9 protein-coding genes are annotated in these 13,941 nt (G+C 68.2%); all 9 read left to right on the forward strand.

Annotated features, from left to right (window positions below):
• Positions 1-86 precede the first annotated feature (86 nt).
• Positions 87-1,574 (forward strand): sugar ABC transporter ATP-binding protein, encoded by a 1,488-nt coding sequence (locus tag ABZ863_RS15290; RefSeq protein ID WP_358535565.1) that lies wholly within the window; start codon positions 87-89, stop codon positions 1,572-1,574.
• Positions 1,575-1,709: 135 nt separating this feature from the next.
• A complete protein-coding gene (locus ABZ863_RS15295; RefSeq protein ID WP_358535710.1) occupies positions 1,710-2,750 on the forward strand; it encodes an ABC transporter permease in 1,041 nt (346 codons plus the stop codon).
• Positions 2,747-3,805, forward strand: coding sequence for a substrate-binding domain-containing protein (locus tag ABZ863_RS15300; RefSeq protein ID WP_358535567.1), 1,059 nt, complete (start codon positions 2,747-2,749; stop codon positions 3,803-3,805). The genes ABZ863_RS15295 and ABZ863_RS15300 overlap by 4 nt, the downstream gene beginning before the upstream one ends.
• Complete coding sequence (locus tag ABZ863_RS15305; RefSeq protein WP_358535569.1) at positions 3,802-4,956, forward strand: Gfo/Idh/MocA family oxidoreductase; 1,155 nt, start codon at positions 3,802-3,804, stop codon at positions 4,954-4,956. The genes ABZ863_RS15300 and ABZ863_RS15305 overlap by 4 nt, the downstream gene beginning before the upstream one ends.
• Before the next feature lie 122 nt (positions 4,957-5,078).
• Positions 5,079-9,614 (forward strand): ThuA domain-containing protein, encoded by a 4,536-nt coding sequence (locus tag ABZ863_RS15310; RefSeq protein WP_358535571.1) that lies wholly within the window; start codon positions 5,079-5,081, stop codon positions 9,612-9,614.
• 75 nt (positions 9,615-9,689) lie between these two features.
• On the forward strand, positions 9,690-10,838 hold the full coding sequence (locus ABZ863_RS15315) for an inositol-3-phosphate synthase (RefSeq protein WP_358535573.1): 1,149 nt from the start codon (positions 9,690-9,692) through the stop codon (positions 10,836-10,838).
• A gap of 5 nt (positions 10,839-10,843) precedes the next feature.
• Positions 10,844-11,695 (forward strand): SCO3242 family prenyltransferase, encoded by an 852-nt coding sequence (locus tag ABZ863_RS15320; protein WP_358535712.1) that lies wholly within the window; start codon positions 10,844-10,846, stop codon positions 11,693-11,695.
• Positions 11,692-13,080 (forward strand): EboA domain-containing protein, encoded by a 1,389-nt coding sequence (locus ABZ863_RS15325; protein WP_358535575.1) that lies wholly within the window; start codon positions 11,692-11,694, stop codon positions 13,078-13,080. The genes ABZ863_RS15320 and ABZ863_RS15325 overlap by 4 nt, the downstream gene beginning before the upstream one ends.
• Positions 13,077-13,940, forward strand: coding sequence for a TatD family hydrolase (locus ABZ863_RS15330; RefSeq protein WP_358535577.1), 864 nt, complete (start codon positions 13,077-13,079; stop codon positions 13,938-13,940). The genes ABZ863_RS15325 and ABZ863_RS15330 overlap by 4 nt, the downstream gene beginning before the upstream one ends.
• Position 13,941 lies beyond the last annotated feature (1 nt).

Raw genomic sequence — 13,941 nt, forward strand, 5'->3', positions numbered from 1 at the left:
TGCATGTCATAAGAGGAAGTGGGGCTGATGTGGATTTAAGTCTGCACGCGGCAAGCGCTGATGAGGGTGACACTCCTCTGCTCGAGATGCGAGGCATCGTCAAGCTGTTCCCCGGTGTCCGGGCGCTCGACGGTGTCGATCTTGCGGTGCGCGCCGGCGAGGTCCATTGCCTGCTCGGACAGAACGGCGCCGGCAAGTCGACGCTCATCAAGACGCTGGCCGGAGCCCATCAGCCCGATGCGGGCGAGATCGTGTGGCGTGGTGAGCAGGTGACGTTGCCGTCGCCGGTCGCGGCTCTCAAGCGCGGCATCGCCACGATGTACCAGGAACTCGACCTGATTCCCAGCTTGTCGGTGGCGGAGAACATCTTCCTCGGCCACGAGCGTGCCCGGTACGGCTTCACCCGGCCGGCCGTGGCCCGCGCCGAGGCCGCCGCGCTGCTCGACCGCCTCGGCCACCCCGAGATCTCGCCCGATGCCGAGGTCGGCAGGCTCTCGGCCGCCGGGCAGCAACTGGTGTCGATGGCGAGAGCGCTGGCGCACGACGCCAAGCTCATCGTCGCCGACGAGCCCACCGCGGCGCTGGCCAGCGACGAGGTCGACAACCTGTTCCGCACTATCGAAGAGCTGACCACCGCGGGCGTCGCGGTGGTCTACATCTCCCACCGGCTCGAGGAGATCCGGCGCATCGGCCACCGCGTCACGGTGATCAAGGACGGGCGCACCGTGGCGGCCAACCTCGACGCGCAGCACACCGCCACGTCCGAGCTCGTGGACATGATGGCCGGGCGCAAGGTGCAGACCGCCTTCCGCGAGGCGGGCGAGACGGCGGTGGAGTTCGGCGAGGTGCTGCTCGACGTGCGCGGGCTCAGCAGGCAGGGAGAGTTCCGTGACGTGACCTTCTCCGTGCGCGAGGGGGAGATCGTCGGGCTCGCCGGGCTCGTCGGAGCCGGGCGTAGCGAGGTGCTGGAAACGATCTTCGGCGCCCGCAGGCCCGACGCCGGAACGGTGTCGGTGGCCGGCAAGGTGCTGCGACCGGGGAATGTGGCCTCGGCAGTCCGCGCCGGTGTCGGGCTCGCGCCGGAGGAACGCAAGAGCCAGGGCCTGCTGCTCGACATGTCGGTGACGCACAACGTCACACTCGCCAGCCTGCCCGGCTACAGCACGCTCGGCTTCTCGCAACGCGGCCGGGAGCTGCGGGATTCCTTGGCTACGTTGAAGAAACTGGACCTTCGGCCCGCCGATCCGTGGCGGCTGGTGAGCACTCTCTCCGGCGGCAACCAGCAGAAGGCCGTGGTGGCGCGCTGGCTCGTGCACGGCTGCCGGGTGCTGCTCCTCGACGAACCGACCCGCGGCGTCGACGTCGGTGCCCGCGCCGAGCTGTACCGGCTCATCCACGAGCTCGCGCGCAGCGGTGTCGCCATTGTGCTGGTGTCCAGCGAGATCCCCGAGGTGCTGGGCCTTTCGGACCGCGTCCTGGTGCTGCGTGAGGGCGATGTGCTGGCCGACCGGCCGGCCAACGAGCTGACGGAAGGTGATGTGTTGGACATGGTCATGGAAGGAAGTGCTGCGTGACCGGATTTCGCGGCGCTGGGCCGACCAGAGAGCGCGCAGGCGCTGTGTTGCACGCAGATCTGCGTAAGGAAGGAAGTGCTGCATGAGCGGACTTCGCGGTAACGAAGGAAGTGCTGCGTGACCAAGGCACTCGACATGCCGCCGGTGCGCTCGACGACACCCGGCGGCAGGTTCCGTCCGGTGCGGGTGGATGTGCGCCTGCTCGGGCTGGGCGGCGTGCTGGCACTGCTGTGCCTCATCGGTTTCATCACCCGGCCCGACACGTTCCTCACCCAGGAGAACATCTCCACGATGCTGCGGCTGGCCGCCGCGATCGGCGTGGTGAGCGTCGGGATGACCTTCGTGATCATCGCCGGTGGCATCGACCTGTCGGTCGGGTCGATGGTCGCGCTCGCCAGCGTGTGGATGACCACCCTGGCGACGCAGGCATACGGGCCGTTCGTGATGGTGCTGTGCGCAATGCTGGTCGGGCTCGGCTGTGGCCTGGTGAACGGATTCCTGATCTCCTACGGCAAGGTCGTGCCCTTCATCATGACGCTGGCGATGATGGCCTCGGCGCGCGGCCTTGCCGAGCGTCTCAGCGGCCGGCGTACGCAGGTGGTTACCGAGACCGGCTTCACCGACTTCTTCCGCGGCTCGTTCCTCGGCATCCCCGTGCTGGTGATCATCCTGGCGGTGGTCTTCGTCGTCGGCTGGATCGTGTTGAACCGCACCACGTTCGGCAGGCGCACGTTCGCGATCGGCGGCAACTCCGAAGCGGCCAGGCTCTCCGGTATCAACGTCAAGCTGCACACCGCCATCGTGTACGGCATCAGCGGTCTGTGCTGCGGTATCGCGGCGATGATCGTCGTCGCGCGGACCACCACCGGTGCCTCGACCAACGGGCTGCTCTACGAGCTGGACGCGATCGCCGCGGTGGTCATCGGCGGCACCCTGCTCGCGGGCGGCCGCGGCAGCCTCGTCGGCACGCTGATCGGCGTGCTGATCTTCACCGTGCTGAACAGCATCTTCACCCAGAACAACCTCGACACCGACATCCAGAACATCGCCAAGGGCGCGATCATCGTCGGCGCCGTGCTGTTGCAGCACACGACACTGCGCCGCCGCAGGGGAAAACCCTCAGCACCAGCCGAAACCGGGAACCAACCGACCCAACCGACCGGGAGCCAGTCATGATGAGAACGAACTTAGCGCGTCGCGGATTCCTCTTCGGTGCGGCCGGGATCGGTGCCGGCGCCGTGCTCGCCGGATGCACGTCCAACGAGCCGCAGCAGCAGGCGGACCAGCCGCAGCAGGCCAACTCGGGACAGGGAGCCAACTCCGAGCCGGGTCAGCCGGTGACGATCGGCTTCTCGGCACCGGCCGCTGACCACGGCTGGATGGCGGCGATGACCATCAACGCACGCTCCCAGGCCGAGCAGTTCTCCGACGTCACGCTGAACGCGACCGAGGGCACCAACGACGTCAACCAGCAGATCGCACAGGTCGAGTCCCTCATCAACGGGGGCGTCGATGTGCTCGTGATCCTGCCGTTCGACGGTAAGGCGCTCACCCAGGTCGGCAGGCAGGCCATGGACGCCGGCATCCCAGTGGTCAATGTGGACCGTATCTTCGACACACCGCTGGCGTATCGCACCTGGATCGGCGGCGACAACTACAGCATGGGGGTCAACGCGGGCAACTACATCGCCGAGGAGCTGAAGCGCCAGAACATCGGCAACCCGGTGATCGGGGAGGTCGCCGGCATCGACTCACTGCCGCTGACGCAGGAGCGCAGCCAGGGCTTCCGTGATTCGTTGCAGCAGCACGGTTTCAGCGTGGGACCGCGGGTCGCCGCCGAGTTCACGACCGAGTCCGGTGAGCGGCAGACCGCCAACCTGCTGCAGGGTGCGCAGACGCTGCACGCATTGTGGAACCACGACGACGACCAGGGCATCGGCGTGGTCGCTGCCATCGAGAGCTCGCGTCGCAGCGACTTCTTCATGGTCGGTGGGGCCGGGTCACGGAACATGATGAACCTGATCAAGGACGAGTCGAGCCCGGTGCGGGCAACCGTCCTCTACAGCCCGTCCATGGCGTCCTCGGCGATCTCGCTGGCACGCCTGCTCGGTCAGAACAAGGGGCTCGGCGACCTCGCCGAACACGAGATCCCGGCCGAGGTCAAGACCTACTCCGCGGTCGTCACGAGGGAGAATGTGGACAACTACATGGATGTCGGGTTCGACTCGTGACCGAAAGTGCACAGTCGCTCGGCATCGCCATGGTCGGGCACGCCTTCATGGGGGCGGTCCACTCGCACGCATGGCGCAACGTACACCGCTTCTTCGACGTTCCGCTGACCCCGCGCATGGTGGTGCTCGGCGGGCGGGACGAGCAGCGGGCCAAGGAGGCCGCCGACCGCTTCGGCTGGGCTGCGGTGGAGACCGACTGGCGTGAGCTGGTGCGGCGCGACGATGTCGACCTGGTCGACATCTGCACGCCCGGCGACACGCACGCCGAGATCGCCATCGCTGCATTGGAAGCGGGCAAGCACGTGCTGTGCGAGAAGCCCCTCGCCAACACTGTCGCCGAGGCCGAGCGGATGGCCGAGGCGGCCGCCCGCGCCGAGGCACGCGGGGTGCGCTCGATGGTCGCGTTCAACTACCGCAGGGTGCCGGCGCTCTCACTCGCCCGTCAGCTCGTCGCCGAGGGCAGGCTCGGCGAGCTGCGGCATGTGCGGGCCGTGTACCTGCAGGACTGGCTCTCCGACGCGACGGCGCCGATGACCTGGCGGCTTCGCAAGGAGCAGGCCGGATCCGGGGCGCTCGGCGACATCGGTGCGCACATTGTGGACGCTGCCCAGTTCGTCACCGGTGAGCACATCACCGGGGTGTCCGGCTTCGTGGAGACGTTCGTGCCGCACCGCCGTGGCGCCGACGGCGCGGACGAGGACGTGACCGTCGACGACTGCGCCGTGTTCACCGGGCGGCTGTCCTCGGGCGCGGTCGCCACGTTCGAGGCGACCCGGTACGCGCTCGGCCGCAAGAACGCGATGCGGATCGAGGTCAACGGTTCGCGAGGCAGTCTGGCCTTCGACTTCGAGTCGATGAACGAGTTGTGGTTCTACGACGGGGACGAGCCTGGCGAGACAGCCGGTTTCCACCGCATCGTGGCCACGGAACCACAACACCCCTATGTGGGGGCATGGTGGCCGCCCGGCCATGGGCTCGGCTACGAGCACACCTTCACACACGAGATCGCCGATCTCCTCAGGGCTATCGGCGAAGGCACGTCACCACAGCCCGGTTTCGCCGACGGGCTACGCGTGCAGCGCGTGCTCGCGGCAGTCGAACGCAGTGCGGCCGAAGGCGCGCGCTGGACGCAGGTGGACGACATGAAGTGAGGAACAGGCCAGCCGCCCTGTGACACCCCCATAGTCACAGGGCCTTTCGCCTGACAACAAGGAGAAAGGTACCAGTGCGACGAAGCAGTAGTACCACCGCAGACGGCAGATCTCCTCGACATGTGCGGCGTTTCGCCGCTGCGGCACTGGCGTTGTGTACTGGTCTCGGCACCTTCGCGACCAGCGCGGTCGCCGAGACCAGCCAGGAGGCCGCACATGAGACGGCCAGCGTGCTGGTCTTCTCCAAGACCGCCGGCTACCGGCACCAGTCCATCCCCACCGGCATCGCCGCGATCCAGGAACTGGGGGCCGCCAACCACTTCACGGTGGAGGCGACCGAAGACGCCGCGGCGTTCACCGACGACAACCTCGCCCGGTTCGACGCCGTGGTGTGGCTTTCCACCACCGGCGACGTCCTCAACGCCGATCAGCAGGCCGCCTTCGAACGCTACGTCGCCGCAGGCGGCGGATATGCCGGCGTGCATGCCGCATCCGACACCGAGTACGACTGGCCCTGGTACGGCGATCTCGTCGGGGCCTACTTCCAGTCGCACCCGCAGATCCAGCCTGCCACGGTCAACGTCGAGGATCGCCAGCATCCCTCAACGGCAAGCCTTCCGTACCAGTGGAACCGCACCGACGAGTGGTACAACTTCCGCGAGAACCCGCGGCAGGACGTCCACGTGCTGGCCTCGCTCGACGAGTCCAGCTACAGCCCCGGCAACGGTGCCATGGGCGACCATCCGATCGCCTGGTGCCACGAGAACAGTGGCGGCCGCGCCTGGTACACCGGCGGCGGACACACCACCGAGTCCTACAGCGAACCGGAGTTCCTGCAACATCTGCTCGGTGGCATCCAGTATGCCGCAGGACTCGCCGACGGCGACTGCTCGACCGAGGACCCCGGCACCGGCCAACCGTCCGATGAGGACTTCGACCAGATCACCCTCGCGCAGGGCGAAGCCGCGACCGGCGAGCCGATGGCGCTCGCGGTACTGCCGGACCGGCGGGTGCTGCACACGTCCCGGGACGGCCGGGTCTTCCTCACCACGCCGGATGCCACGACAAGCCTCGCGGCGACGATTCCCGTCTACAACCACGACGAGGACGGTCTGCAGGGCATCGCGATCGATCCGGACTTCGCGAACAACCGCTGGGTCTACCTCTACTATGCGCCACGACTGGACACCCCGGGCGGTGACGCACCGGAAAACGGTACCCCCGCGGACTTCGAGCCGTTCAAGGGCTACAACCAGCTGTCGCGGTACCAGCTGACCGACTCGGGGACCCTCGATCTGGCCAGCGAACAGCAGATCCTGCAGGTGCCCGCCGATCGGGGGATCTGCTGCCACGCCGGCGGTGAGATCGACTTCGATGGCGCCGGTAACCTCCTGCTGTCCACAGGGGACGACACGAACCCGTTCGCCTCGGACGGTTACACCCCGATCGACGAGCGCAGCGACCGCAACCCGGTCTACGACGCACAGCGCGCGTCCGGCAACACCAACGACCTGCGGGGCAAGCTGCTGCGTATCACCGTGCAGGACGACGGCAGCTACACGGTTCCCGAGGGGAACCTGTTCGCGCCCGGGACCGAAAAGACCCGGTCCGAGATCTACGCGATGGGCTTCCGTAACCCGTTCCGCTTTGCTGTCGACAAGGAGACCGGCTGGATCTACCTCGGCGACTACGGCCCTGACGCCGGTTCGGCGAACCCGAACCGTGGGCCTGCCGGCACGGTCGAGTTCAACCTCATCAAGGAACCTGGCAACTTCGGCTGGCCCTACTGCGTGGGCGACAACCAGCCCTTCATCGACTACGACTTCGCCACCGGGACGTCGGGCGAGGCCTTCGACTGCGCGGCGCCACGCAACGAGAGTCCTCACAACACGGGGCTGGCCGAGCTACCGCCTGCCCAGCCGGCCTGGATTCCCTACGACGGCGGGTCCGTACCCGAGTTCGACACCGGTGGCGAGTCCCCCATGGGCGGACCCGTGTACGACTACGACGCCGAACTGGACTTCGTGACGAAGTTCCCCGAGTTCTACGACGGCAGGAACTTCGCCTACGAGTGGGACCGCGGCTGGATCAACACGATCGAGGTCGGGGCGGACGGCGAACGTGGTGCCATCGAGCCGTTCTTCGAGTCCATGCAGCTGCGGCGGCCGATGAACATCGAGTTCGGTCCGGACGGTTCGCTCTACGTTCTCGACTACGGCGGCGGGTACTTCGGCGGCGCGGCGGACTCGGCGGTGTACCGGATCGACTACACCAAGGGAAACCGCACCCCGCAGGTGAACCTGACCGCCGACCGGACGTCAGGTCCCGCGCCACTGGAGGTCGACTTCGAGGCGACGGCGACCGATCCCGACGGTGGCCCACTGACCTACGCGTGGGACTTCGACGGTGACGGCACGGTCGACTCCACCGAGACAGGACCGCTGACCCACACCTACACCGAACCGGGCCAGTACTCGGCGCACCTGGCGGTGACCGACGAGACCGGTCTCACCGGATCGGCGAGCCTGGTGATCACTGTGGGCAACACCGCGCCGACGGTGACACTGGAGACACCGGTCAACGGTGGGTTCTTCGGTTTCGGTGACACGGTGCCGTTCCGGGTCACAGTGACCGACCCTGAGGACGGTGACATCGACTGTTCAAAGGTGACAGTGGAGTACATCCTCGGCCACGACAACCACGGCCACCCGCTGTCACGGGCCACCGGCTGCGAGGGCGTCATCACCACACCGGCCGACGAGGGCCATGGCCTGGACGCGAACGTGTTCGGGGTCATCAACGCCAGCTACACCGACAACGGTGCCGGCGAGGTACCGGCGCTGACCGGCTCGGATGAGAGCATCCTGCAGCCCAAGCTCAAGCAGGCCGAGTTCTTCACCGAGCACAACGGAATCCAGGTTGTCGATGCCGCGGGCGCCAGCGGCGGCAAGCGGGTGGGCTACATCGACGACGGTGACTGGATCTCGTTCGATCCGGCCAACCTCACCGGCATCTCCTCGATCGGCTACCGGGTGTCCTCCGGTGGCGCGGGCGGCACTATAGAGCTGCGTTCCGGCGCACCGGATGGGCCCGTGCTGCACACGGTCGCCGTCAGCAACACCGGCGGCTTCGACAACTACGTCGACATCGACCCCGTCCCGGTCACCGACCCGGGTGGCACGGTGCCGCTCTACCTGGTGTTCAAGGGAACCGGCTCCGGTGGACTGTTCGATGTGGACGCCCTCCGGTTCACCGGCAGCGGTGTCGCCGAACCGGGCACGCCACCGTCGTGCGACCCCACATCGCCGGAGGAGGGCTACCAGATGCTCTTCGACGGCACCGAGGCGAGTATGGACGGCTGGCGGCAGGCCGGTCCCGGCTCCTTCGAGTTCGAGGCGGACTGCACGATCCGGTCGGTCGGCGGAATGGGCCTGTACTGGTTCGAGCAGGAGTTCGGGGCCTACAGCCTCAAGCTGGACTGGAAGATGGCAGGCGATGACAACTCCGGTGTCTTCGTCGGGTTCCCCGCCCCGGGCAACGACCCGTGGATCGCGGTGAACCAGGGCTACGAGATCCAGATCGACGCCACGGACGCACCCGAGAAGACCACCGGCGCGATCTACGACTTCCAGTCGGCCGACATCGCGGCGCGGGACGAGGCGCTCAACCCGCCCGGTGAATGGAACTCCTACGAGATCGTGGTGCAGGGCCAGACGATCAAGGTCTACCTGAACGGAACCCTGATCAACGATTTCGTGAGCACCGACCCCAACCGGGACCTGTCGCAGGGCCACATCGGCATCCAGAACCACGGCAACGGCGACGACGTGTGGTTCCGCGACATCCAGATCAAGGAGCTGGATGTCACGGCACCGGTCACCGAGGCGACCTTCGCCGAACCCGGCAGCGCGGGCTGGCACCAGGGCGAGGTCGGGGTGACCCTCACCGCGGCCGACTCCGGTTCCGGTGTGGACCGTGTCGAGTGGAGCCTCGACGGTGGTGAGTGGACCACCTACACCGAACCGGTCGTGGTCACCGGCGACGGCGAGCACACGCTGCTCTACCGTGCGGTCGACGTGGCAGGCAACGTCGAGTCGGACAAGGCGGCGACGATCAAGATCGACGCCACGAAGCCGACGGTGATGGTCTCCGGTGTCGCGGACGGCCGGGTCTACGGCGATGCCACGGACCTGGTGGTGACGTGGCTGGCCTCCGACGCGACCTCGGGGCTGGCGGAACAGTCCGCGACGCTCAACGGGCAGCTGATCAGCTCGGGCAGCACGGTGCCGCTGCACACGCTGCCACTCGGGCTGCACTCGCTGACGGTGACCGCCACCGACGTGGCAGGCAACGTCGCCGAACAGTCGGTGGCGTTCGCGTCCACCACGTCGCTGCGTGACATCGATCAGCTGATCGAACGGTTCCGGTCGAGCAACCGACTGTCGCTTTCGGACTACGTGACCCTGTCGTCGCAACTGGCCAAGGCCCGCAAGGCCGAAGCAGGCGGCAACGACGTGAAGGCGGTCAAGGAGCTACGAAAGTTCGTCGACCGGGCGCAGCGGGTGCCGGACAATGGTGTTCGCGACACGCTTGTCCGTGACGCGGAGGCGGTGCTCGCGCACATCGAAGGTGGCGCGCCACTGGCGGCGGCGAGTTAGGAGGCCGATCTCGAAGCCCACGATCGCGGTGGCGTGATCGTGCTGCGCAGGACCGAGAAAAGAAGGTTGGAGCCCATGGAACCCACAGGGTTGTGGTTGATCGGCGCACGTGGCTCGGTGGCCACCACGGCCATCGCGGGACTGCTGGCACTGCGGGCGAAGGCGGTGCAGCCGACGGGCTGCGTGAGCGCCCTGCCTCAGTTCTCCGGCGTGTGGTTGCCCGGCTGGGACGACCTCCACGTCGGCGGCCATGACATCGCCGAGATCGCGTTGGACAAACGTGCGGAGCTGCTCGCCGAATCCGGGATCATCCCGCACCGGGTGTTCGAGGCGGTCCGCCAGAGCTTGTCTGATGTGGATGGTCAGCTGCGACAGGGCTACCATCCGGCCACCAACCCGGGTTCCCAGGCGGATGCCGCACGGCGGCTCGCCGATGACATCGGCGAGTTCGCCGCGCGGCACGGCCTCGCGCGGGTCGTAGTGATCAACGTGTCGTCGACGGAACCGGTCTTCCCGGTACTGCCCGAACACGCCACCCTGCAGGCACTCGAGGCCGCGATGGCCGTTCCCGGGCGCACGGTGCTGCCCCCGAGTTCGGTCGCTGCGTACGCGGCGCTGCGGGCGGGCTGTCCGTTCGTCGACTTCACACCGTCCACGGGAATACGGCTGCCCGCACTGGAGGAACTCGCCGCGCAGCAAGGACTTCCGTACGCGGGATCGGACGGCAAGACAGGGGAGACCCTGGTGCGCAGCACGCTCGCGCCGATGTTCGCCGCACGCGCACTGCGGGTGCGGTCGTGGTCGGGCACCAACCTGCTCGGCGGCGGGGACGGGCTCACGCTCGCCGACGCCGAGCACGCGGGCAGCAAGCTAGCGTCCAAGGGACGGGGGCTCGCCACGTTGCTGGGCAGTGAGGTGACCGCGCCGCTGCACATCGACAACGTGCCCGATCTCGGCGAGCAGAAGATCGCGTGGGACCACGTGTCGTTCGAGGGTTTCCTCGGCGCCAGGATGAGCCTGCAGTTCACCTGGAGCGGGTACGACTCCGCGCTGGCCGCACCGCTGGTGCTGGACCTCGCGCGGTTCACCGCCGCGGCACACCGAGCCGGGCGGGCCGGTCCGCTCGGCGCCCTCGGCTTCTTCTTCAAGGACCCCTGGGGCACGGGGGAACACCGCCTCGCCGAACAGTTCACCGCGCTGGCGAGCTGGGCGGAGTCGCTGTGACCGGATTGGGTGCGCTGGCCGAGCTCGTCCGGGCACCCGCGGCGCTCACGGTGCTCGGGGACACGGTGGCCGGCGCGGCGGCGGCGGGGACACCGTTGCGGGGAAGGAGATGGGCACTGCCACTGGCATCTGTGGCCTTCTACTGGGCTGGGATGGCACTCAACGACTGGGCCGACCGGGAGCTCGACGCGGTCGAGCGCCCGGAGCGGCCGATCCCCTCCGGCCGGATGAGTGCGGGCGCGGCCCTTGCCACCGGAGGCGCGCTGACCGTCGCCGGGCTCGGCCTCGCCGGGTTCGGCGGCGGTCGGCGCACGCTGCGTGTTGCGGTCCCGCTGGCCGCCGCGATCTGCGCCTATGACACGAAACTGAAGGGGACCGCCGCGGGACCTTCCGGTATGGCAGCGTGCCGGGCGCTGGACGTGCTGCTGGGCGCGGGCGGGCGGTGGCGCGACGCCGCACCGGCCGCCGCCGCGCTCGGCGTGCACACCCTCGGCGTGACGGCGCTGTCCGCAGGCGAGGTCCACGGTGGATCCCCGCGCACCGCGGGTGCCGCACTCGCCGGCACCGCGGCGGCCACGGTACTGGCCGTCGCCGGTCGCGCCAGGCGACGGGCGCACCGCCTGACTGGGCTGGCCTTCGCCGGCGGGTACGCAGCGACCGTGGGCATCGCGCAGTACGAGGCCGCTGGTTCGCCGTCCGCGCCACGCGTGCGCGCGGCGACCATGGCCGGAATCCACGGCATGGTGCCACTGCAGGCGAGCCTGGCCGCCCGGCACGGCGCCGTGCGCACCGCCGCCGTGCTCGCCGGTGCGTTACCGCTGGCGAGACGGCTCGCGAGAAAGGTGAGTCCGACATGAGCACGCTGCGATTCGGCTACGGTACCAACGGTTTCGCCAACCACCGGCTCGACGACGCGCTCGCGATCATCGCCGACCTCGGTTACACGGGCGTGGCGCTCACTCTCGACCACGCGCATCTCGATCCCTTCGCCGACGACGTCGTCGCGCAGACCGGCCGGGTACGCGCCCGGCTGGACGACCTCGGCCTCGGCGTCGTCGTCGAGACCGGAGCGCGTTACCTTCTCGATCCGTGGCGCAAGCATCAGCCGACGCTCGTGTCCGACGATCCGGCTCCGCGGATCGACTTCCTGCGGCGGGCAGCACGCATCGCCGCTGACCTCGGCGCCGAATGCGTCTCGTTCTGGTCCGGGGTCAAGCCGTCCGATGTGGACGATGAAACGGCGTGGCGCCGCATGCGGGATGGCGTGGCCGCCGTGCTCGACGGCGCCGAGGTACGGTTCGCACTCGAACCCGAACCCGGCCACTTCGTGCAGCACCTCGCGCAAGCCATTCGGCTCCGTACCGAACTGGGCTCGCCGGAGCTGCTCGGCATCACGCTCGATGTCGGTCACTGTGTTGCGGTGGAGCCGAAGAGCGCCGCTGAATGCGTGCGGGAGGCGGGTGAGCTCCTGTTCAACGTGCAGCTCGACGACATGCTGCCCGGGGTACACGAGCATCTCGAGTTCGGTGAGGGGCAGCTGGACCTGGCAGGCACGCTGGGCGCACTCGCCGACATCGGCTACCGGGGTCTCGCCGCCGTCGAACTTCCCCGGCACAGCCACGCGGCGCCTGACGTCGCACGGCGCAGCCTCGCCGCGCTACAGGCCGCGGACTGGCTCAGCCGCGCAGAAGGGGCGGTCCGTGCTGATCCGGTGAAGATCCGCACGTTGTTCCCTGCCGTGGGGCGCAAGGCGGGCCGCTCATCGCTCGACGCGCAAGGGCTCGTGCACGGCACCACCGACGACCACGCGAGGGTGCGCCTGCTTGCTGCCCTCGCCACGGCGCTGACCGGGGACGAGCTGGCCAAGGAGGTGGCCGACCTCTATCGCTACGGCGATGGCGCCGAACGCAGGGGCGTGCTGCGCGGGCTCCATCACCTGCCTGCCGGCGTCGCCGACGTCGGTCTTCAGCTCGTCGAGGATGCCTTGCGCGCCAACGACATCGGGCTGGTCGCGGCCGCTCTCGGCCCGTTCGCCGCGGAGCGGCTCGATCCGCACATGTGGCGGCATGGCGTACTCAAATGCCTGTTCGTCGGAGTGCCGCTCGCTGCCGTCAGCGGTCTCGCCGACCGGATCGATGACGAGCTGGTGCGGATGGTCACCGACTACGTGGCCGAGCGCAAGGCAGCCGGGCGCACGGTGCCGCCCGACGCACATCTCGTTCTCCAGAAGGGTGTCCGATGAGGATCTTCGATCCGCACATCCACATGACGTCGCGCACCACCGACGACTACGAGCAGATGTACGGCGCCGGGGTGCGGGCGCTGGTGGAACCCGCTTTCTGGCTCGGCCAGCCGCGGACGAACGTCGGTTCCTTTGTCGACTATTTCGACGGGCTCATCGGCTGGGAGCGTTTCCGCGCCGCACAGTTCGGTATCCGTCACCACTGCACGATCGCGCTGAATCCCAAGGAGGCCAACGATCCCCGGTGCGTCGATGTGCTCGACGTCCTGCCGCGGTACCTGGCCAAGGACGGTGTCGTTGCCGTCGGTGAGATCGGCTTCGACTCGATGACCGAGGCCGAGGAGAAAGCGTTCGGTCACCAGCTCTCGCTCGCGCTCGAACACGAGCTTCCGGTGCTGGTGCACACCCCGCACCGGGACAAGCTCGCCGGCACGAAACGCACGCTGGATCTCGTCCGGGAGTCCAATATCGCGCCGGAGCTGGTGGTCATCGACCATCTCAACGAGCTGACCGTCGGACTGGTCGCCGAAGCGGGTTGCTGGATGGGGTTCTCGATCTACCCCGACACCAAGATGGACGAGCACCGGATGGTCGCGATACTCAAGGAGTACGGAACGGCCCGGATGCTGGTGAACTCGGCCGCCGACTGGGGGCGTTCCGATCCACTGAAGACCTACCGCACCGGGGAGGCCATGCTCGCGGCCGGCTTCACCGATTCCGATGTGGACACCGTGCTCTGGCGCAACCCGGTGGAGTTCTACGGCCAGAGCGGAAAGCTCATGCTCGACCCGATCGATGCGGGCGAGCCGGGCGGTGCGACGTTCGAGGGCAACTCCGTGCTGCGTGGCGCGAGGCTGTGAC

The organism is Saccharomonospora sp. NPDC046836 (assembly GCF_040645195.1).
Taxonomy (GTDB): Bacteria; Actinomycetota; Actinomycetes; order Mycobacteriales; family Pseudonocardiaceae; genus Prauserella_A.